This window comes from Algicola sagamiensis DSM 14643 (genome assembly GCF_000374485.1).
GTDB lineage: Bacteria > Pseudomonadota > Gammaproteobacteria > Enterobacterales > Alteromonadaceae > Algicola > Algicola sagamiensis.
On record NZ_KB894499.1, the window covers coordinates 137,492 to 160,109 of the forward strand.

Annotated in this window: 19 protein-coding genes; 3 read left to right on the forward strand and 16 right to left on the reverse strand. The window is 43.3% G+C overall.

The window, feature by feature from the left end:
* Window position 1: 1 nt before the first annotated feature.
* The 10 genes from mltG to yceD all read right to left on the reverse strand — a co-directional run bounded on the left by mltG (window position 2) and on the right by yceD (window position 8,023).
* Complete coding sequence (gene mltG / locus C505_RS0113815) at window positions 2–985, reverse strand: endolytic transglycosylase MltG (RefSeq protein ID WP_018693215.1); 984 nt, start codon at window positions 983–985, stop codon at window positions 2–4.
* Window positions 978–1,781 carry an aminodeoxychorismate lyase gene (pabC, locus tag C505_RS0113820; protein WP_018693216.1) on the reverse strand — a complete coding sequence of 268 codons (804 nt, stop codon included), beginning with the start codon at window positions 1,779–1,781 and terminating at the stop codon, window positions 978–980. The genes mltG and pabC overlap by 8 nt, the downstream gene beginning before the upstream one ends.
* A gap of 107 nt (window positions 1,782–1,888) precedes the next feature.
* Entirely contained in the window at window positions 1,889–3,127 is a 1,239-nt protein-coding gene (gene fabF / locus C505_RS0113825) for a beta-ketoacyl-ACP synthase II (RefSeq protein WP_026317971.1), read from the reverse strand.
* A gap of 74 nt (window positions 3,128–3,201) precedes the next feature.
* Window positions 3,202–3,441 carry an acyl carrier protein gene (acpP, locus tag C505_RS0113830; protein WP_026317972.1) on the reverse strand — a complete coding sequence of 80 codons (240 nt, stop codon included), beginning with the start codon at window positions 3,439–3,441 and terminating at the stop codon, window positions 3,202–3,204.
* A gap of 160 nt (window positions 3,442–3,601) precedes the next feature.
* On the reverse strand, window positions 3,602–4,345 hold the full coding sequence (gene fabG / locus C505_RS0113835; protein WP_040439991.1) for a 3-oxoacyl-ACP reductase FabG: 744 nt from the start codon (window positions 4,343–4,345) through the stop codon (window positions 3,602–3,604).
* 12 nt (window positions 4,346–4,357) lie between these two features.
* The gene (gene fabD, locus C505_RS0113840) at window positions 4,358–5,296 is read right to left on the reverse strand and encodes an ACP S-malonyltransferase (protein ID WP_018693220.1); all 939 of its coding nucleotides are present in this window, start codon (window positions 5,294–5,296) and stop codon (window positions 4,358–4,360) included.
* Between the two features lie 18 nt (window positions 5,297–5,314).
* The gene (locus C505_RS0113845; protein ID WP_018693221.1) at window positions 5,315–6,274 is read right to left on the reverse strand and encodes a beta-ketoacyl-ACP synthase III; all 960 of its coding nucleotides are present in this window, start codon (window positions 6,272–6,274) and stop codon (window positions 5,315–5,317) included.
* Window positions 6,275–6,280: 6 nt separating this feature from the next.
* The gene (gene plsX / locus C505_RS0113850; RefSeq protein ID WP_018693222.1) at window positions 6,281–7,306 is read right to left on the reverse strand and encodes a phosphate acyltransferase PlsX; all 1,026 of its coding nucleotides are present in this window, start codon (window positions 7,304–7,306) and stop codon (window positions 6,281–6,283) included.
* Between the two features lie 13 nt (window positions 7,307–7,319).
* On the reverse strand, window positions 7,320–7,490 hold the full coding sequence (rpmF, locus tag C505_RS0113855) for a 50S ribosomal protein L32 (RefSeq protein WP_018693223.1): 171 nt from the start codon (window positions 7,488–7,490) through the stop codon (window positions 7,320–7,322).
* A gap of 17 nt (window positions 7,491–7,507) precedes the next feature.
* Entirely contained in the window at window positions 7,508–8,023 is a 516-nt protein-coding gene (gene yceD, locus C505_RS0113860) for a 23S rRNA accumulation protein YceD (RefSeq protein WP_018693224.1), read from the reverse strand.
* Between the two features lie 217 nt (window positions 8,024–8,240).
* Between yceD and C505_RS0113870 the strand changes: the two genes are divergently transcribed.
* Window positions 8,241–8,843, forward strand: a complete 603-nt coding sequence (locus tag C505_RS0113870; RefSeq protein WP_018693226.1) for a Maf family protein — start codon at window positions 8,241–8,243, stop codon at window positions 8,841–8,843.
* Here C505_RS0113870 and C505_RS0113875 read toward each other — a convergent pair.
* Both C505_RS0113875 and rluC read right to left on the reverse strand, forming a co-directional pair.
* Complete coding sequence (locus tag C505_RS0113875; RefSeq protein WP_026317973.1) at window positions 8,840–9,490, reverse strand: HAD family hydrolase; 651 nt, start codon at window positions 9,488–9,490, stop codon at window positions 8,840–8,842. The genes C505_RS0113870 and C505_RS0113875 overlap by 4 nt on opposite strands.
* A gap of 12 nt (window positions 9,491–9,502) precedes the next feature.
* Complete coding sequence (gene rluC, locus C505_RS0113880) at window positions 9,503–10,450, reverse strand: 23S rRNA pseudouridine(955/2504/2580) synthase RluC (RefSeq protein ID WP_018693228.1); 948 nt, start codon at window positions 10,448–10,450, stop codon at window positions 9,503–9,505.
* 556 nt (window positions 10,451–11,006) lie between these two features.
* On the opposite strand from rluC, the gene rne reads away from it, so the two are divergent.
* Together rne and C505_RS0113890 are read left to right on the forward strand one after the other, a co-directional pair.
* Window positions 11,007–14,090, forward strand: coding sequence for a ribonuclease E (gene rne, locus C505_RS0113885; RefSeq protein ID WP_026317974.1), 3,084 nt, complete (start codon window positions 11,007–11,009; stop codon window positions 14,088–14,090).
* Between the two features lie 134 nt (window positions 14,091–14,224).
* Window positions 14,225–14,602 carry a DUF2784 family protein gene (locus C505_RS0113890; RefSeq protein WP_157369042.1) on the forward strand — a complete coding sequence of 126 codons (378 nt, stop codon included), beginning with the start codon at window positions 14,225–14,227 and terminating at the stop codon, window positions 14,600–14,602.
* A 32-nt stretch (window positions 14,603–14,634) separates the two neighbouring features.
* Here C505_RS0113890 and C505_RS0113895 read toward each other — a convergent pair whose 3' ends face one another.
* The 4 genes from C505_RS0113895 to C505_RS0113910 all read right to left on the reverse strand — a co-directional run bounded on the left by C505_RS0113895 (window position 14,635) and on the right by C505_RS0113910 (window position 22,415).
* Window positions 14,635–18,150 (reverse strand): RHS repeat-associated core domain-containing protein, encoded by a 3,516-nt coding sequence (locus C505_RS0113895; protein ID WP_018693231.1) that lies wholly within the window; start codon window positions 18,148–18,150, stop codon window positions 14,635–14,637.
* A gap of 24 nt (window positions 18,151–18,174) precedes the next feature.
* Window positions 18,175–19,047: a hypothetical protein gene (locus C505_RS0113900; protein ID WP_018693232.1), complete on the reverse strand. Its 873-nt coding sequence runs from the start codon at window positions 19,045–19,047 to the stop codon at window positions 18,175–18,177.
* Window positions 19,047–20,090: a hypothetical protein gene (locus C505_RS0113905; protein ID WP_018693233.1), complete on the reverse strand. Its 1,044-nt coding sequence runs from the start codon at window positions 20,088–20,090 to the stop codon at window positions 19,047–19,049. Before C505_RS0113905 ends, C505_RS0113900 begins: the two co-directional genes overlap by 1 nt.
* A 147-nt stretch (window positions 20,091–20,237) precedes the next feature.
* A complete protein-coding gene (locus C505_RS0113910) occupies window positions 20,238–22,415 on the reverse strand; it encodes a serine/threonine-protein kinase (protein WP_083938349.1) in 2,178 nt (725 codons plus the stop codon).
* Window positions 22,416–22,618 lie beyond the last annotated feature (203 nt).

Here is a 22,618-nt window from a genome sequence, read left to right on the forward strand (position 1 = left end):
GTTATTTCTTTCTCTGATATTGATTGACGGCTTTGTTATGTTCCTTGAGCGTCGCCGAAAACTGATGCGTACCATTTCCCTTTGATACGAAAAATAAATATTTCACTTTTGCTGGATGAACCGCAGCCTGAATCGCCTCAGCACCGGGGTTTGCAATTGGCGTTGGTGGCAGCCCTTTGATCACATAAGTGTTATAAGGTGTTTTTTGCCTTAAATGGGCGCGAGTAATATTGCCATCAAACGATGGACCAATCCCATAAATCACGGTTGGGTCAGTTTGCAGGCGCATTTTTTTCTTCAATCGGTTATGAAAAACGCCCGAAATCACAGGACGCTCTGAAGCTTGCCCCGTTTCTTTTTCAACAATAGAGGCGAGGATTAATGCATCATAGGCTGACTTCAGCGGCGTTTCTGCTGGGCGAGTCAACCAGATTTCTTCGAGCTTCTCCTCCATAAGCTGATAAGCTTGCAAAATAATCGTCGACGCCTTTGTCTCTGTACTGAATCGATATGTTTCTGGGAGTAGCCAGCCTTCCGGGTTTGGTTGATGAATTATTTTAGAAACAGCATCCAACGAAGTATTTTCCAGATCATAGATAATATGTGGATGGGCTTTTAAGGTCTCAAGAAATTGTGTGACGTTTTTTCCTTCCACAAGCGTCAGCGAAAACAAATGCTCCTTACCTTCCATCAGCATTTCATAAAAATCGGGCAACAATGTAAAAGGCTTTATCTGATAAGTTCCTGCCTTGATCACACCTTCCCCGAGCATCAAACGAATGAGCTTAAAGTCAAAGCAAGTCTGGACCAATCCATCCTGTGCCCACCTCTGACAATTGGAGTATAATGTGCTTCCCTTTTTCACTTGAATATTGATCGTGGTCTCATTCAAGGTCGATTTATCATATGCTTGATAGAATAAAGCACTGACAACAATCACAACGATTGTGAGAAATGCACTAAATAAAACAAGGTAATTACGCACTCAACCACCTACGACTCAATTCTGTTGCTTGCTGAACATCATAGGCTTGCTGATCCACTTTGAAAACCGGGACAATACCCATCAAGCTATTACATATCCATACTGACTCAGCAGATAATATATTTTGAATACCAAACCGCCCAATTTGGAGCGATTGTGCATTTTCTTGTAGTTGACGGATCACATGCCCTCTCATTATGCCTTTCACACCACACTCAGATAATTCAGGTGTAAACCATACACCGTTGGAATACCAGAAAATATTCGCACTACAACATTCAATCACATCACCGTTGTAGTCACAGACAATCCCTTCGAACGCATTTTTAGCATCAAGTTCCTGACGGATCATCACTTGCTCAAGTCGATTTAAATGCTTAAGACCAGCAAGAAAAGGTTGAATTGAAAGCTGAAAGTTACAGGTGATAAGCCCAACGCCTGACATTTGAAGCATCTCATAGTGCTTTGGGAAATTATTGAATGATATGCGAATATCTGGCCCCTCAATTTCACCACAAGCATAACCCCTGCCACCACATCCACGACTGATATGAATTTTCACGACTTGTCTCTCGCTTGATAGGCGGGATAAAACAGCTTGATAAATTGTTTGCCAGTTCGGTTCTGGAATTGATAGAACAGCTAAGCCATGTTGAAATCTCGCAACATGCGCATCCCAATGGTGTAGCTTTTTTCCATCATACAGAAGCGTCGTAAATAAGCCATCGCCATAGTTGAAAGCACGGTCGCGTAAGCTCACTCGTTTATCTTCAAAACAAATGTGATCAGAATCCATGATGATATCTATCAATGATTTGGAAAGGGGATAATATCTCGGATCAAAAAGAGAAGCTACAGATAAGAGTGCGATGCCAGCAAGACGGCTAGCATCGGATTTGAGTCTTAGATCTTTTTGAAGATCAAACTCCCATTCGTTCCACCGAATCCAAAGGAGTTCGTTAAGGCATAGGTCATTGAACACTCCCTAGCTGTATGGGGAATATAATCTAACACACATCCTTCACTTGGGTTGTCCAGATTAATTGTCGGTGTCACTTTCTGCTCTGCAAGTGACATCGCTGTAATAATCGCTTCAACTGCGCCCGCAGCACCAAGCAAATGGCCAATCATCGACTTTGAAGAACCAACCATCATTGCGCGGCTATGCTCACCAAAAACATGCTCAACAGCTTGTGACTCAGCAAGATCGCCAGCCGGTGTTGACGTACCGTGCGCATTCACATATGTGACTTCTTCTGGATTGATTTGCGCATCTCTAAGCGCATTTTCCATAGATAATGCTGCACCTGCGCCATTTTCAGCAGGTAATGTCATATGATATGCATCACCGCTCATCCCAAAACCGACAAGCTCTGCATAAATATGGGCACCGCGCGCTTTCGCGTGTTCATACTCTTCAAGCACCATCACACCTGCACCATCACCGAGTACAAAGCCATCTCGATCTTGATCCCATGGACGGGATGCTAACTCTGGTGAGTCATTTCTTGTTGAAAGTGCTCTTGCTGCCCCAAAGCCGCTCATCCCAAGTGGTGTCGAGCCTTTCTCTGCACCACCTGCAAGCATGACGTCTGCATCGCCATAGGCGATCATACGTGCAGCATGCCCGATGTTATGTGTGCCTGTTGTACACGCAGTCACAATCGAGATATTCGGTCCTTTTAATCCAAACTTAATGGATAAATGACCCGCGATCATATTGATAATGGTCGAAGGTACAAAAAATGGAGATACTTTGCGTGGACCAGCATTGAGGAGTTTGATATGGTTTTCTTCAATCAAACCAAGGCCACCGATACCAGAGCCGACAGCACAACCAACTCGATGAGCATTTGCTTCAGTGATTTCAAGTCCTGAATCTTTTAATGCCTGGATACCCGCAATGACGCCATATTGGATGAAGAGATCCATCTTCTTGGCGTCTTTTTTTTCTAAATAAGCCTCAATATCAAGTCCTTTGACCTGCCCAGCAAAACGTGTGCTGTACTCTGAAGCGTCAAAATTTTCAATCAGATTGATGCCACTTTTACCGGCAAGCAATGCTTCCCAGCTGGAAGATAAATCATTACCAAGTGGTGATATCATTCCCATGCCTGAAATAACGACACGCCTTTTGGACACAGAAACCTCCGAATAGAAAAATGGAATTGTAATGGGAAGAAAAAGGCAGCTTCTGCTGCCCTTTTAAGAAATGCTTAAGCTTCTTGGTTCGCTGTAATGTAATCAACCGCAGCTTGAACTGTTGTGATTTTTTCAGCTTCTTCATCAGGAATATCGGTATCGAATTCTTCTTCTAGCGCCATCACAAGCTCAACTGTGTCTAGAGAGTCAGCACCAAGGTCTTCAACGAAAGACGCTTCTGCTTTGACTTCGTCTTCTTTAACACCTAGTTGTTCTACGATGATTTTAGCTACACGTTCTTCGATGTTGCTCATTTGTGTTTCCTTATTGATTTCGCCATTTTGCGAATTATATAAATTTGCGCGTAGTGTATTGCCTGATTCGGCAGGTTGCAAGATATCGCGCAATATAAAGCTTGTGGTCAAACCTCAGTCCAATGGATTATAATAACCATGAAACTGAGATTTTCAAGAATCAATTCATATACATACCGCCATTGATATGCAATGTTTCTCCTGTGATGTAACCCGCCTCTTCTGACGCTAGAAACAAAACAGAATTCGCGATTTCCTTCGGTTGGCCAAGCCTTGAAGCTGGGATCCCTGAAAGGATCTGCTCTTTTTGAGCATCGGTAAGTTCCTGAGTCATATCCGTATCAATAAAACCTGGGGCAACAACATTCACTGTAATACCGCGTGATGCAACTTCCTGTGCAAGACTTTTACTAAACCCAATGACGCCCGCTTTTGCTGCTGCATAGTTTGCTTGTCCTGCATTCCCTGTTGAACCAACAACAGAACCCACATTAATGATACGACCAAAGCGTTTCTTCATCATTCCCCGTAAAACTTGCTTACTCATACGGAAAATAGATGTGAGGTTTGTATCCATAATGTCTTGCCAGTCTTGATCTTTCAAGCGCAGCATCAGATTATCGCGTGTGATACCAGCGTTATTGATGAGAATATCCACACCCCCATGCTTCTCCTGAATTGCAGCAAGAACGTTTTCAGCTGACTCAGGAGAGGTGACATTGAGAACCATTCCCTCACCTTTCCCTTGAAGGTAATCAGAAATTGCATTCGCACCATTTTCACTGGTTGCTGTACCAATCACTGTTGCGCCATGTTCTGCCAGTGTTTGTGCGATTGATTTGCCAATTCCGCGGCTTGCTCCGGTCACTAGAGCAACTTTCCCTTCTAAAGAACAAAAACTCATTGCTTTCCCCATTTATTCATTTTTTAGCCAAGCCAGCGCATCATTGAGTGTACTTTCATTTCCGATATTTGCACATGGCACAGACTTATTAATTCTTTTTGACAGTCCTGTCAGTACTTTACCTGGTCCCATTTCAAAAAACTGACTTACACCAGTATCAATCATGGACTGAACGCTTGCTGTCCATTGAACCGGACTATATAGCTGTTTTAGTAACGAGTGCTGAATCGCTTCTGGTGTTGTTTCAATCGCTACATCAACATTATTCACTACGTCAATGACTGGCGAGCGCATATTGACTGCTGCAAGAAACTGCGCAAACTCATCTGCGGCTGGCTTCATGAGCGCACAATGAGAAGGAACGCTGACAGCTAGAGGCATTGCTCTTTTCGCACCAAATTCCTTACATAATTCAGAGGCTCGACCAACAGCTTCTTGGTTTCCTGCGATGACAACTTGGCCTGGTGAGTTGTAATTGACTGGAGAAACGATTTGTCCCTGTGCAGCTTCCAGACACGCAGTCTCAATTTTCTCATCATCCAACCCAATAATTGCTGCCATTGAACCAACACCTTCAGGCACAGCCTTTTGCATTAATTCACCACGTTTTTCTACGAGTTTTACACCATCATCAAGGTCGAAAACACCAGCACAAACTAATGCTGAATATTCACCCAAACTATGTCCTGCGAGTTGACTTGGCTGTATATCAGTTTGAGATTGCCATAGACGCCAGATTGCCACACTAGAGGTCAGCAAAGCGGGTTGTGTCCTGTGTGTTGGATTGAGTTCTTCCTCAGGGCCTTGTTGTGTTAACGCCCATAAGCCATAACCAAGCGCATCAGATGCCTGCTCAAAGGTTTCTTTGACAATAGAAGACTGTTCAAAATCGGACAGCATACCGACAAACTGAGAACCTTGCCCTGGAAAGACAACGGCATAATTTTTCATCGTACTAAATTCCTGTCATTAATATTTGATTAATGCTGAGCCCCAGGCAAATCCACTGCCAAAGGCTTCGAGAAGAAGGGTTTGGCCACGTTGAATACGGCCATCTCGGATCGCTTCATCAAGCGCTGTCGGTACTGAGGCAGCGGACGTATTTCCGTAACGGCCCAAGTTCACAACGACTTGTTCCATCGACATGTCTAGCTTCTTCGCGACGGCTGAAATGATTCGATAGTTTGCTTGATGAGGGACAAGCCAATCAATGTCTTTTTTCGTGAGCTGGTTGTGCTGAAGCGTTTCTTCGACAACCTGAGATAGACGCGTCACAGCAACTTTGAAAACTTCATTACCTTTCATATGTCCCCAGGACGAGTGAACCGTTGATTCGTCTCCGCGCGTTGGCTGGTCAACATAGAGAAGCTCTGAATGTTTCCCTTCAGCACGAACATGAGTCGACAAAATTCCAGGTTCTTCACTCGCTTCAAGTAAAACTGCGCCAGCACCATCTCCAAAGAGAATAATGGTTGAACGGTCTTCTGGGCTCATCATTCGTGACAAACAATCAGTTCCAATCACAAGTACACGTTGATTTGCGCCTGATTTGATAAATTGGTCGGCCACACTAAGGGCATATGAAAAGCCGGCACAAGCTGCTGCAACATCAAAAGCAGGGATTTCTAGAATGCCAAGATCGCGTTGTATCTCGCAGGCAGCAGAAGGGAATGCGCGGTGATGGCTGGTCGTTGCAACAACGATCATATCAATCGAGTGCTTATCAATATTGGCAGCTTCAATCGATTTTAGTGCAGCCTGATACCCCATCGAAGACGCAGTTTCATTCTCACCAATGATGCGTCTTTCGTGGATCCCGGTTCTCTCAACGATCCAATCGTGACTGGTATCCACCATTTTTTCTAGATCTTCGTTTGTACGGATTGTTTCAGGGAAGTAGCTTCCTGTTCCAATTATTTTTGAATACATGAGACTCTAATTTTGTTGATTCAAAACTTGATCAAGCTTGTGCTCAATCTTGCGTGGTACTTGTCGCTCAATCTCTCGGACAGCTTCTTTAATGGCACTAAAAAACGCATCTTTCGACGCATTTCCATGGCTTTTTATCACAATTCCCCGCAATCCTATCAAACTTGCACCGTTATAGTGGTCGGGGTTCACGCGTTTATACAATTTTTTTAGAATAGGGAAGAGAAAGAGGCCCAATATTTTACCAAAGATGTGACTGCTCAATTCCTGTTTGAGCTTATTCATGATGAGGGTGGCAATACCTTCACAAGTCTTCAATGCAACATTACCGACGAACGCGTCACAGACAACAACATCCGCTTTTCCAGCAAATATATCTGTCCCTTCAACAAAGCCGATATAGTTTAGATGCTCTTCCTGAGAGAGGCGTTTACCTGCACGTTTAATTTCTTTGCTTCCTTTGATTTCTTCGGAACCAACATTGAGTAAAGAAACACGTGGATTGTCAATGCCTTCAACTTCATGAACAAGAACAGAACCCATGACCGCAAATTGGAATAGTAATTCTTCAGTACAAGTGACATTTGCTCCAAGATCAAGCAGATAAACAGGATCTTTGCTATTGGTTGGCAATGAAGTAATTAAAGCGGGTCTTTCCACCCCAGGGAGCATCTTTAAAACAAAACGAGCAATGGCCAATAAGGCCCCTGTATTCCCAGCACTGACACATGCTTGCGCTTTCCCTTTTTTGACAAGCTCAAGCGCTTTTCTCATTGAGGAATCTTTTTTAGTACGCAGCGCAGTGACTGGACGCTCGCCCATATTAATCACTTGAGAGCAGTGTTCAATTTGGATCCGAGGATGGTGGAGCTTGTTGTATTTATTCAGCTCAGTTTGGAGGAGTTGTGCATCACCGCAAAGAATAAGATGCAAAAAGGAAATCTCATCAATTGCTTTAATTGCAGCAGGTATAGTTGAACGGGGGCCGTAGTCACCCCCCATGATGTCGATAGCAACGGTGAGCCGCCGCATCGATCAGACCTCGTTACTTATGAATAACTTTACGGCCTTTGTAGTACCCATCAGCAGATACATGGTGACGACGATGCGTTTCACCTGTAGTAGATTCAACTGATAGTGTTGCAGTCGTTAGTGCATCGTGAGAGCGACGCATACCACGCTTAGAACGAGTTTTACGATTCTGTTGTACCGCCATTTACCCTTCTCCTAAAATCATTTACGCTTTAATTCTTTCAAGACATCAAATGGACTTGACTGAGTACTTTCCTCGGGTAAATCACCCCAACTCATCGCTTCTTGAGCGTACTGACAACCATCATCTTCGTGTTTAGGCACGATAGGTAGTGCGAGTATCAACTCATCTTCAATAAGTTCATGCAACATTACCTCGCCATCTTCATTTAAAACGACGGGTTCGTATCGCTCAGGAAGCTCTTCGTCTTCACTCCGAACAGGAGAGAACGCAAAGCTCGCTGCCAAATCCACTGTCATAACCTCACCACAGCGTTGACAAGGTAAGTTAACACTTACATTTGCAGAACCTGATATATGATACAGTTTCTGCTCATCAATGCCGCAGTGAATTTCAACTGTTACCTGTTCATCCGCACCCTCTGCACCGTCCAGAAGACGAGTCAAATTTGACGTGTTTACAACACCAACAAAAGACAGTCTTTTCTGGGCTGCACGAACAGGATCCAAAGTCACTGGAATTTTCACATTCGTCATAGACCGCGAATTCTATAGTTACAAACAAAAAGAGTCAAAGGAAATTATGATCTTTTTTCACCAATCCGGCCGTGTTTTTCAACAATTTTATGGTAGGCTGTCCCGCAAAGATTCTGTTGCAGGATACGACCTGTTTCGCGAAACGCGAGTAAAACTCCCATTTACATCAAAAAGTATGATTTCTTTCAATGCGTTGAATAATTCGAAGACATGACAAATGAATAAAACACCAACGGTAATCCTTGCTTCTACCTCTCCCTTTCGAAGAGCACTGCTCGAGAAGTTAAATATTCCTTTTCAGTGTAAAAGCCCAAATATAGATGAGTCACCGCTCCCAAGTGAATCACCACAAGAACTGGTTCGTCGATTAAGCATTGATAAAGCAGATGTTATTGCACAACACACAGAGAATGCGCTCGTTATAGGTTCTGATCAAGTCGCAGTATATGATGGAAACATACTAGGAAAACCCGGTAACTTTGAAAATGCCTTTGCTCAGCTCAGCGCTTTTCGTGGACAAAAGGTAGACTTTTTTACTGGTTTAGCTGTGATTGATACAAAACATCACACGCTGCGGGATGGGATTGCTCACTATAGTGTCTATTTTAAGGATTTAACTGACACGCAAATTCAAACTTACTTGGAACAAGAAACGCCTTACCAATGTGCCGGAAGCTTCAAGAGCGAAGGATTAGGCATTTGCTTGTTTCAGAAAATGGAAGGCAGTGATCCGAACAGCTTAATTGGTTTACCTCTCATTAAGCTGACTCAATACTTTGAAGAACTGGGCTACGACATTTTCTCGATGATGAACCGTTAAATGCGTTCGTTCATCAACCAATCTTGTAATGAATACAGGTCATCGTGAACTGAAATCGGGTCATATTGAGATAACTGAGCAGCATCATGAGCACCATGTGTGACTGCTGCTCTAACAACCCCAGCTGACTCAGCCATGCGCATATCATGAACCGAATCCCCAATCATGATCACTGTTTCTGACTGGCAGTCATGCCAAGTCATAAGCTGATGGATCATGTCTGGCGCAGGCTTTGAATCCGCCTCTCCAGCACAGATAGAACTCGCAAACATTGGTGCAAGACTCTGCCATACCCGCTCTAGCCCTTTTCGGGACTTTCCAGTTGCCACACACAAAATGACTTTTTGTTCATGCAACTGATGGATTAAGGATTCTGCTCCAGGAAAGAAAGGACTTTTTACTTCCTCAAGACCTAAAAAAGCATCACGATAAGCACTGAGAATGGATGCTTTGTCTGAATCAGAAATATCTGGGAATAGTCCTTGTATCGCAGGTGTGAGACTAAGCCCAATCACATCTTTGACTTGTTGTTCGGTGGGGATTGGAACTTTGACCACAGCAGCTGCTGTTTGCATCGCAGTCACAATTTTTGGGATTGAGTCCATTAGGGTTCCATCCCAATCAAAGATGACCATTTTATATTTCATCGCTCGTTCTCTTTACTTCAAACGTTTGAGTGTATTTTCCAATTGTTCGTCCAAAGGCGCATCAACCAAAAGAGTGGTTTCATCGACTGGATGCATGAACTTCAAGCTTTTGGCATGAAGAAATAAACGCTTTAGCCCAAGTTTTGACATACGGTCATCAAATGCTTCATTGCCATATTTATCATCCATCGCAATTGAATGACCTTTACAGGCCGTATGCACTCGGATTTGGTGTGTACGTCCAGTCACAGGAAATGCTTGAACAAGTGTACAACCATCATAAACCTCCAACACCTTAAATCGTGTCTCGGACGGTTTCCCTTCTTTTTTGTCAACTCTGACTACGCGTTCACCGGATTGCAGTTGGTTCTTCTTCAGAGGTTCAATGACTTTATGACGGTGCTTGGGCCATTCTCCATCAACAAGCGCCCAATAATATTTTTGGACTGTTTTATTCCGAAGCTGTTCATGTAATGACTTTAAGACAGAGCGCCGCTTACTAATCATCAAACAACCTGAAGTATCCCTGTCCAACCGATGGACAAGTTCAAGATGACGTTCTTGTGGGCGAAGCTGACGCATCGCTTCGATGACGCCGAATTTTAACCCACTCCCACCATGAACAGCCATCCCAGAAGGCTTATTCATCACGATCAGATACTTGTCTTCATACAGAATTGCATCTTCTAGTTTTATCACAGCATTGAGCTTCGTATTTACTTCAGGCTCTTTTTCCGTATATCGAACAGGCGGGATACGGAGTAAATCGCCGCTTGCAAGCTTGTATTCAGGCTTCACTCGTTTCTTATTCACACGGACTTCGCCTTTTCGCAAAATGCGGTAGATCACGCTTTTCGGTACACCTTTCAGTCTTGCCTTCAAGAAGTTATCAATTCGTTGGCCTTCATACCCTTCTTCAACGGTGAGATACTGAACGCCAGATGCTTTTTGTTCTGTCATGGAAAAATTCGATTTGATGATAAATAATTAGTTGCGCTCGCATTTTAAATAATGGGATAATGCGGGCCCTCAATACCTTGAATAATACGGTATAACGCGCCAAGGCTTAAATCAGTATTGGAGAGTTAAGCGCAGCACGCCCGGACGCCAGATTATACATAGATTAGGGGTATATACCCAGTTAATTCTTTCGTTGGTCGGTCTTGGGATGATTACGCATATTGTTTGAGGCAACGCGAGTAACTTGTTGCCAAAATTTGACAATCGCTCTCTCCAGTGAAAAGGGTTTATCTTCACAAAAAGAAAGGATGGATATCCTTTTCAGTAAGCAAAGGCAGAATTGTTTAATCCGTGCCAAAACACACGAATAGCGCGCGGTGATTCAGATAAAACGAGAAAAGAAAGAATAGATTTTTTAATTACTTAAATTCCCATAGGCATTTCCAGTCGTGAGACTGCATAGACAATTAAATATTATTTTGGGAATGTCTGAAGTCACAGATATGAAACGTCGTGTGTTGTGGCCAGCTGAGCAAAAAATTTAGAGTCACAACTTATGAAACGCATGTTAATCAATGCAACGCAGGAAGAAGAATTACGCGTTGCTCTGGTTGATGGCCAAAAACTATATGATTTAGATATCGAAAGTCCTGGTCATGAACAAAAGAAAGCAAATATTTATACAGGTCGCATTACAAGAATCGAGCCCAGTTTAGAAGCAGCATTTGTCGACTACGGTGGTGAAAGAAACGGTTTCCTTCCTTTGAAGGAAATCGCAAAGTCTTATTTCCCAGCAGGTTACCAGATCCAAGGTCGTCCGAATATTAAAGATGTTGTTCGCGAAGGCCAAGAGGTGATCGTCCAGGTCGATAAAGAAGAGCGTGGACAAAAAGGGGCTGCTTTAACAACCTTCATCAGTATTGCAGGTAGTTATCTTGTTTTGATGCCGAATAACCCTCGTGCAGGTGGGATCTCTCGCCGCATTGAAGGGGATGAACGTACCGACCTCAAAGAAGCGCTCAGCCGTCTCAATAGACCGAAAGACATGGGGCTTATCGTTCGTACTGCTGGGATTGGCAAGTCCTATGAAGATCTTGCGGATGATCTCGATACCTTGTTAAACCACTGGCAACGTATCCAAGAAGAAGCCGCGGCAAAGCCTGTCCCATTCCTGATCCACCAGGAAAGCAATGTCATTTTCCGTGCGATTCGAGATTACTTGCGCCCCGACATTGGCGAAATCTTGATCGATAATCCAGGGAAATTTGAAGAGACGAAACGCCATATTGAAGTCTTCCGTAAAGACTTTAGTGACCATGTGAAACTCTACAAAGACAAAGACACACCGCTATTCAACCGCTATCAAATTGAAAGCCAGATTGAGTCGGCCTTCCAACGGGAAGTCAGACTACCTTCTGGAGGTTCTATTGTCATTGATCCAACGGAAGCGTTAACATCAATCGATATCAACTCCGCAAAAGCGACACGTGGCGGAGATATCGAGGAAACCGCACTCAACACCAACTTAGAAGCAGCAGAAGAAATTGCTCGCCAGCTCAGATTAAGAGATTTAGGTGGTTTAATTGTCATCGACTTCATCGATATGACACCAGTTCGTCACCAGCGCGAAGTAGAAAACAAACTTCGTGAAGCCGTTTCACAAGACAGAGCGCGTGTCCAGATTGGACGCATTTCTCGCTTTGGTTTGTTAGAAATGTCTCGTCAGCGCCTTCGTCCATCTCTTGGTGAAGCAAGCCAATTACTTTGTCCACGCTGTAATGGTCAAGGTACTATCAGGGGAAACGAATCACTCGCACTGTCCATCCTTCGTCTCATTGAGGAAGAAGGTCGCAAGGAAAACACCAGACAAGTTCAGGCACAAGTTCCCGTCCCTGTTGCTTCCTATCTATTGAATGAAAAGCGTGACAGCATCCAGACGTTAGAACAGCGTAGTAATATTCAGGTTGTGATTGTTCCAAACCCACACTTGGAAACTCCCAACTATGAAGTACTCCGTTTAAGAAAAGACGAATCAATTAGCGATGTTTCCTATTCTTTGATCAAAGAACCAGAAACACCTGATATTACAGCAGTTGATATTCAAACGAAGCGTGAAGAGCCTGCAATTAAAGGGATGGTCGCTGCACCAGAAAAATCTTCAGTCGCGAAAAAAGATGATCGTCTCGAAGGTGGTCTGAGTAAATTCTTCGGATGGGTTAAGTCCATCTTTTCCTCTGACAGTATTGAAGAGGAAGCTCCAAAGCCAGAAGTGAAACGCCACGAAGGCCAAAAGCGTAGACAAGGTGGGAAGAAAGCACATCATCAGCAAAAACGTCGCCAAGATCGCGAGCGTCAACAGGATAGAGAGCGCCCTCAGGATAAACGTGGCAGTAGTAAAGGTCGTAAGCAGGATGCGAAAGAATTCTCGAAGGAAGACAATAAATCGCTGAAGACACAAAAACAGGAGCAACAGCAAAAACCAGCCAAAGGTGCAAAACCGGCACAACGCGAAAAGACACATAAAGAGCAGAAAATTGCTGAGCGCCGTGAGCGTAGACAGCTCCGTAAGAACGTCCGTATTGATGCTCCGAAGCAAGCTGAGAAGCCACAACAACAAAAAGAAAAGCCTGTAAAAAAAGAGGCGAAACCAAAACCTGTTGAGCAAGAGCAGGTGATTGTTGAGGCTACTGTAGAAGAAGTATCACAGGTTGAAAAACCTCAAGCAAAACCGAATAAGGCTGCTGAAAAACGTGGTGATATAGTTCCTGCACAGCAAACAGTTTCCGAAGCGATTGTATCTGCTCAAGCAGAAGTTGAAATGTCTGCAGAAACAGAAGCTGACGCAGAAAAGAACGGTGAAAAACAAGAAACACGCAATCGTTCTCGTCGCTCGCCACGTCATTTAAGAGCTGCTGGACAAAAGCGTCGTCGTACGATGGATGATAAGCCCGAAGACGTGACCAGCGAAAATGCATCTTCTGTTGAGGATTCGGATAACGCAGATATGCAGGCTCCTGCTCAGCAAGAAGTCATTTCTATGGATACAGCTCCAGAAACAACTGCGGATAATCAAGAGCAACTCGTGGATGAAGCAAAAGAAAGGAATGGGACACAACTTTCCGATACAGTGAATACAACTGAACAGCCTATTGAGCATGTTGTAAAGGATGCTTCACCGCAGCCGGTAGCGATTGAGGAAAGCTCAGAATCAGTTTCCAATCATATTCAGGTTGAAGAAAAATCAGAGCAACAAAAGGAATTGCCTGATTCACAGCCCGTGGCTGAACTGGAAGCAAAAGAGACACCTGTCAATGGGCAAATTACAGATGCAGTTCAGGCCGGGCCATCTGTAACAGCTCCTGTTCAATCAGAAGTTGCACCAGTTGAAGAAGCACAAGAACAAGCACCTACTGAAGAAAAGAAAACCGCGCCGATGCAACAAATCAACCCGTTGAATCGTTACGAGCATGCCGTCAACTTTCCAATGACGAAGCCGGAAAAGGCTGCTGCAAATCTTATTTCAGTGATCCCACCAGCCATGCCAAGTGAAAGCAGACATCGCTTTTATGTCGCAACACGTGCTGCTGGTACGAAAACAGCACATTCATCAAGTTCCGCACCAATGACAAAGCCGGAATAATTGATTGACAACCAGTAAAGCTCGCTCATGCGGGCTTTACTCTTCATGGCCTGTTCACTTTCCTGCATGCACACTGATATGCATCATGGTCGCTCTATAATGATATAGAATCACTCTATGATACATGCTCATCCATGAAAAACAGACAGATATACCACCTACTCAACTGTGCTCTCCATAGTCTGCACCTCGGTTATATTACATTTTTTCTAATTGGTTGGTTGTTTCCTGCAACGCATATACTGCATTTCAGTCTGTCTACTTTAATGATTGTCTTTTGGTATGGACTGCCTGGTCAATATGGTGCTGGCTTCTGTCCTTTGACGCATATTCATTGGAAAATTAAGGACAGGTACGATCAAAAGCCGGAAACGAAGCTCTATATCAAATACATGTTGGATAAAGCGATTCGTGAAGGGTTTAATGAAAGAAAAGTTAACTATATGACCAACGCTATCGCGATTGGAATATATATCATCAGTATCATCAAGCTTATGTTGTCTTTCTTATAAGTATCCCACATTGAATAGGTTCTTATTGTACTTTACAGTTTGATAAAGTCAGAATCAGAATGTTCAGCTGAGCCTATCTGTTCAAAAATAAACGTCCTGGGTTTCTCATACTGCTCATTTGGACTCAACACACAGTCCCGTATCATGACTGCCAGCTTTTCATTCAAAGGGTGTTTTTCATTCAAATATTGATTTTTATTCAAATGATTTTGAAGTGACTGTCCTGTAATTGTTTCAAATAGATTGAAATGATTGTCTCCCTTTCCCTGAAATTGAAGACCTCGCGTGTTCACCCAATTCACAGGGTCGGGGGCATATTGATATGGATTTAAACCACTAACAATTCCCAGCGGGTTCTGACTGATATAACGTCCCTGTTGTGGCGAATAATATCGGTAACGATTGTAGTGATAACCAGACTCTGCATCATGATATTGACCAGGAAACCGTAGTGATTGCTCAAATGACTGAAAGCTGATTTTTTTATCACCAACGATATCAGGACCGATATCAGGACAGTCATATTCTTTGCCATAAACATGAAATGCTTCGGGACAGTCATGTTCTTTGCCATAAACATCGGATTGATTCTGCCATACCACTTCACATTGTGTATTTGTGACGAAGCGAGGTGTGCCAAGCTGGTCATTATGATAGAAATAGACTTGCCCATCTCGGATAAGTGCCACTGGCACGAATGACCCCGGAGGATATAAATACCAAGTATCCAGACCGTTGCATGTTTCTCCAATGAGCTGATCACCATCCCAAATGTACTGTATGCGCTTTCTGCCGATGGTTTTTGCACAACGCCGACCAAATGCATCGTACTCATACTGTGCCCAAACATCATTGCCTCGGCGATAATCAATGAGTTGATTGAGCGCATTATAACTGCAATTGACTCGGCGCTGACGACCAAGACATTGGGTCTGATTCCCACTTTCATCATAAGTCAATTCGACATCATCTTGGACGTATACCAGATCACCAGTGACACGAATTTGTTTTTCAGATACTTCAGAAAAGTATTCGTTTGGATTTCCAAAGCTCCCTTTCGCAAATTGGTGCTTTTCTCCATTGATACAAACTGTCGAGAGTTGTCCAACTTGGTCGTATTCAAATGATACCTGTTGGTTTAGAATACCGACTGCTTCACGTTTAACCAATTGATGGCCTTTGTTATAACGATACAAACAGTGATCATCAATCAATGCATCTGGATGGGAAAGAGTTTGCTCCAACAAACGACCGAACACATCAAACTGCTGTGTCGTCTCAATACCATTACCAAATCTCAATTTCACCGGCTGCCCAGCATTATCGTAGCTCCAATGACAAAGTTCATCCTCCCCTGCATGCATGCTCATTAAGCGACCATGCTTATCGTAGGAATATTGAATTTGAGGCCCATTGGGTAAATTGAGCGTTGTTCGGCGACCAAACCGATCATACTCAAATGTAATAACATGATAGGATCCCTGCTGTGAACTGATTAATTTCCCGCCTTCATCCCAACGTTCTGTCACTGTTTGATATCCATTACTGGCCTGAATGATCCGTCCCATCACATCATATTTGAATCGATTATGAACATGAGTACGTACAGGGTCACGATGCGCTTTGAGACTACCTTGCTGATGCGTGATACGCCCTAATTGATCACGAGTCAATGCCACAAAACGCTGTTTACCGTCTTCAAAAGAGAGCACTCGGTTGCAGGGATCAAATTGATATTGTTTGATACGTCCATCAGCCTCTTTCAAACGGATCGGGTTTTTATTCAAATCATACTCAATCAGAAACTGACAACCATCACTGCGTTCAATACCTGTCAGGGAGCGTCGTTTATCATACGTGAACGCTAAAGTGGTGCCATCTGGGCGCTCAAGCAGCTTCGGTTCAGAATCGTCTATATAGGAAAGGCTTTGAAGATGACCCAAACTATTTATCCAGAAACTCAAACGGCCTTGTGGGTCATAGCCAATCGTATCAACCTGCTTAAGCTCCGGCTTATTTCGATCATAATGCTCTACACGTTCAAGCCGCCCTTGTTCATCCCGGAACCAAGTGCAGAGCAAGTTCGTTGGGCTTAGAATGGCATTGAGTGCTCCAAATTCATTGTAGCTGTATCGGGTCGTCGCACCAGCAATTGTGTCGGCAAGTCGCTCATTTTGCTTCCCCCAAATAAAGGTACGACACGTCCGATCAAAGTCGATATGTTTTATCAGCAAATTTTTCGAGTCATATTCGTACAAACTTGCCCGGTTATCAGGTAACTGTTCACTTTGAAGCAGACCATCCGGCGTTAATATGCGTTGTATTTCTGTGCCATCTGGCTGAATAGTGATATCACAATGGCCAAATCGGTTGTAATGAGAATACGTGTGATGACCTGATGGATTTGTTTCTCTTTCCAACATACCTTGTTCGTTGTACTCATAAGTCGTAATACCACTCAATGGCTCAATCAACTGACTTAACTGTCCTGATGCGTTGTATACTTTACGCCAACAATGCCCATTTGGATCAATGTACTGTATTTGTTTCCCACGAATATCATATTCGAAAGTTTCTGTTCCTCCACGCTCATCCATGCAGGTACTTTGACGTTCCACATGGTTAAAACAAAATCGATAAGTCGCCATATCATCATTGCCTGATTTCGAGATATGGCACCTAGACACAACATCTCCTTCCCAACGAAGATAATGGGACAGACCACAAGGGTGAACCCGCGTCAACAACCGATGTGTTACGTCATATGTATAGCGCTCGAGGCTTCCCTGCTGTTTCATTGTTGTAATTAAGTGCCCAAACGAGTCATATTCGTAACGCACAATCGGTGTACTGACAGCTTGTAGCTTCTCGTCGATAAAGTTCAGTACAAATAAAGCGATGAGTTGTTTCTGCCTGTCATATTTCAGTTGAACTCCACGTTGGTTGTTATAGACAATTCGAAAGAGCCGCCCATTGATATCATACTGAAGGAGCCATACCCGTCGTTGAGTTCGATGTACTTCGCTTAATTGCCACTGCCCATGGACCACCTTAAAAATGAGCCGGGACTCATCTGGATATACGATGTCATAAGATAATGTCAACCCAAACTGATAGGCACACAACTCCAATCGACTGTCCGCTTGAAAACATGACTGTCCTGGTAATATCTTATCGAAGGTGTGTACACGGCCTTGCTCATCCGTAAACTCGATCCATTCACGACCTTTTTTCTTCGGGCCAATTTTCGCTGGCGGTTCACAGCACTCTACAAGAGACACCTGGAAAAGGTGCCGCCAGCCAAACCCCATTCCCAGAGAATGGTCTGCTTTCGATGAACGATATATACGCTGCCACTCAATGCCTATTGGGCTCTCCACTGTGATATCTGAAGAAAACTGGATTGTTTCACCAGTAAGCATCGATACACCCGCCCCACGACAATCCTGCTCAAACACAGACACTTCCACTGAAGGCTGTTCTTGTCGGCTACCAGGCAAACTTACCGCTAATTGGCTATTTGGAAAAGTGACTTGCTTGCAATCCATATCAAGTTCGTTCCTAATCTTATTTTATGCTTTCCATTCAAATAAAGAGGCTGCTTGATACCGTTTTGTTTGACCAACCTGTATGGCACTGCATGGATTCTTTTTCTGTTCAAGACATTGCTTGATCAACAGAATTGTACAAAATGCAGACAAACAACCTACATCGCCAAAACGGTATTGCGGTTGCGCAAACTTGATGAAAGGCGATACGTGCTCACCAAGTGATGCAAAAGCATCTAACCACGGGACAAAAGCGCCATTTGCATTTCCCTCCTGGACCACAGGTACGAACATCGTATCAACAGACAGGTTGATTTGTTGGCTGAATCGCTCAAAGAACGATTGAAACGGATTGAATTGTTGCGGATCTAACGTCGCCTCTGCAATAAAATCACGTTGATATAGCCCTGTATCTGACGGTTTGAGGATCATGCTGGCCAATCCAACTCCCGTGACTTGCTGTATCGCCGTATCTTTTCGCTGAGAAATATAATCAACTGCAACCAGCCAAATTTCACTCAGATTATCCGCTAACAACAATTCCTGGGCTGTTGACCAAGCCATTTGAAATGACACATCCCCATAGGGATAAAGTCGCGTCAATGAATGAAGTGACTGTCCTGGAAATGACTTTGTGAGTGTTTGCATCAACGTCATCATGACTTGCTCATTACCAGTTAAATCCCGTAATAGCCAAAAAATAGGGGTTTTGTCAGGCTGGATGGCATGTGTTGCATAAAATGATTTGATTGTATCGATGAGATCCAGATACTGAGGGCATGGTGTATAGGTTTCTTGGAAGTCTGTCATCAACGGCTGTTCTTCCAAAGACAACAGAGTTGAAAAGTCATTGAGAAAAGGAAGACACAACGCATGTGGGATCAAGTCAATAGCCATTAGGAATTTCCAATCCTGAGAGGGTGCTCAAACAGCTTGTCTGGTGTATGCGTCAACAGTCTATATATTAAGTTGATATGTGCAGGTGCGACAGAGAGAAGCAATTGTTGAGTTGGTCCAGTCGACTCGTGATCAAGTGGCACACTATGAAGGACAGCGGTATGATAAGGGAGACTGTCAGAAAGCATCTCCCAGTGCTTTTGAAATACGTGAATAAACGCCTCTTGTTGGTCGCATGGTGCCTCCCACGCCTCCATCTGCAAAGACATCGGTATAAATTTATCCAGCATATCACCGAAACTATATCGAAAATCAGCCAAATAGCTTTGCTTCATTTCTCCTGACTCTAGGATGGATAGAACTAGTTTTTTGTATTTCAGCAAGCGGCTTTTCAGCAAAACATCACAAAGCTGTTCGCGTGAATGAAACTGATTCACATAATTTGCAAGTTGGTGTATCTGTTCTGAAGTGAGACGAAGTAAAATCAATTCCATCAATACAGGAGAAAGCTCACAAATATCTTTACAAAGCTTTCCTGTCATCTCTATCGTTTTGATATCCGACATCTCGAATAAGTAAGAACTGGAAACCTGTGATAGCTGTGGTTTTTCTAATTCATGACAAAGACCAAGCATGCTTTTCAACAATAGGTAGTCATGAAATATCTTATCCGCGTTACAAAAAAATATATGTGCAAGCAGACCTTGTCGAAAACAAGCTTCTAACGCTGCACGTGATTGATCACAATGAGTGTTGATATGCTTATTCACCCAGTCCACCAAGTCAATCAACTGAAACGCATCCAAGACTTGAAAAAAACTCACCTGAGTCTCGTGATCAACGTGGCCAATCAGGTCAGCAAAGTCACTCTTCTCAATCGGTTGCTGACTAGACTTCCAGCCCCGCCAAAAAGAGTCAGGTTGCTCAAGCTGCAACAACAATCGCCGCATATCATTCTGATAATTCATATTTGAAGCAAAAGGTTGATAAGCCAGATGCGCAACTTGTGTTAGGGATTTTAAAAATGCTTGAAAGTCTTCCATCTCGAATAGGGTTACTCCTTGAATACTTGTAAGATACCGCAATGAATACCTTTGTCAGCTTCCTTATCAGATCTAAAATATGTGCACGCTCAACACAAGATACTTTGTCTCAATAACAAAGTATCTTGCTAAATCACAATCGAATGACTAAAGCGTTGTCTTTGACAACTCGCTGTAAATTCTATCACTGCGACTGATGAGGTCTTTTGCAATACGATATCGACGTTTTTCCATGAGTTGATTTGCTAGTGATAAATAACGTTTTGCCATATCTTCTTTTAAGCGTCGAATCGGTGCAAAGTTAGTCGGAACCTGACGCGAAAACTCCCCCACATGCGCTTCAAGCGCAATCAAATCCTTCGGCCCCTTGACGGCTTGAAGTGCTTGGGTCAGATCCGCAATTGCATTTTCGTAAAGCAACTCAGCTTGCGCAGCTGGGTATTTAGCCTCCAAACCTTGAGAAACTTTATCTTCGTATTGTGCAAGTGCTTCAATCGCACTTTTAAGTTCCCTAGCTTTTTCAAGAAGCGGTTGCAGCGCCTGCTCATGAAGAAACACCTGCTCTCCAACACGAAGCAGTACTTGAAGTCTTGCCGCATGATTCAGCTGCATCGCTTTGTCAAACTCAGCTGAATATAATTCAATACAAGCTTCTGACGGTTGATAACGTGATGCAGGAGACACAAATTTCAATTGCTGAATGAGTGAACCAATTCCATTACGTCCTTCTTCTTCATAGCGCCCCTGGCTTAATAGAAGTTCCAATTTCTCGACAATACCATCGACTACCGATTGTCGTTCTGACTCCGCGTGATAAACCAAATCGGATAGCTGCTTCGAGTCAGGGAAATGTTTTTTCGCTTCTTCATAGATCTGCAGCATCTTTGTAAAGTCTCTGACTTCACTATTGGCTGAGGACGATTCATCTTCAGCTCTTTTTGCAAAGCTGTTGAGGATCCTTTCCTGGTTGAGGCGTAATAAACCTTGTTTTAGTGCGTCATATTGTGGCGGTATATCACCAAGTTTTGTGAGTACATCCTGACCGCGCCATTGCATCCAGTCCTCAATCTGTTTGTTTTGTGCTTGGGTATTGAGATATTTGGCTTCCAACTCTTGATAGGAAGTGCTCTGCCGATCAAATGTTGAGTAGATGATACCCAAAAAAAGTATGATTGAAGCAGCTGTAGCTAGTGGCATTTTCAAGCTTCGATTCAGACCTTTTCGAAGCTGCTCAATTGACGCCGGGCGATTAGCTGCTTTCAATGATAAGCCTAACTTTAAGGCTTGCCATGCCAGCAAATGAATACCAGATGGCTTTTTCAATTGAAAGTCTGCTTTGATCTTATTGGCTGCGACCTTGTCAAAAGGGTGCTTACTGGCAACTAACTCGTAAGCAATACAACTTAAGGAAAAAACGTCATCCGCAATACTGGCATCAGACCCATTCAGTTGTTCAGGGCTGGCATAGGCAGGGGTATATCCCGCAACACCTTCATCAACCACTTCTTGTGTATAAGCATATAAATCCCTGCATTGTTCTGTTCGTGCAATCCCAAAATCCAGCAGCTTTGCTTCACCTTGACTCGTGATCATGATATTTGAAGGCTTGAGATCGGTATGGATCACACCAAGCTGGTGTGCATGGCTCAGGGCGTCGATGACTTGATTGAGGATCACTTTTGCTTTTTTCAATCCAACGCCCGCAGGACGAGAGCGACGAATCAGCGCGTCGAGCGTTTCACCTTCAATGTATTCCATCACAATAAAGTTCAAATCTTCACATTTATCTGCGTGGTACACACGCACAATATGCGGATGCGATAATTCGCGAGAACGTTCCGCTTCCTTTCTCAATAAATCAACTGCTTCTGGTGTATCACTATACTGACGTTGCAACACTTTTATCGCGACAAATTTCTCGCTTTTCTCACTCTCAAAAAAGCGATCATAAGCACGATAAATATCACACATTCCCCCCTGTCCAATCAGTTTATCAACCTGATAACGATCACAGAGCGTGACACCTTCAATGTTATTTGAAAAGGATGTCGAACTGGATTGAATACCTGCAATTTGTGCAATTTGCGTCTTATTGTCATCAAAATCTGCAATATGTATCTGATTGCTCTTAAAACTAGCATTGCTCTCAAAACCAGCGATTTGTGTTTTATCGTTTTGTTCTGGTAATTCGGTTTGTGGTGTGTTTTCAGAAGATTCTTTATTTTGGGAAGGCTTATTATTATCCATGAAGTCCAGTCGCTCGTTAGTAGCAAAATGCTCATACATTCCATACAAAGGGCGAAGATACAATAACAATATGCTCATGACAAGCCCAAGTTATTTAATATCAGGTGTTGTCGTTAAATCGTCGTAAATATACAACTAAAGTTTTAGTTTCATCCTACTGAGGACTGATTGACATTTTATTGATTCTTCATTAGGATGACGCCAAAAAACACGGGCTGATTAACCTGGAAATATCCTCCCATTATCACCCATATTTCAGTTTGGAAAATTTAAGCGCATCA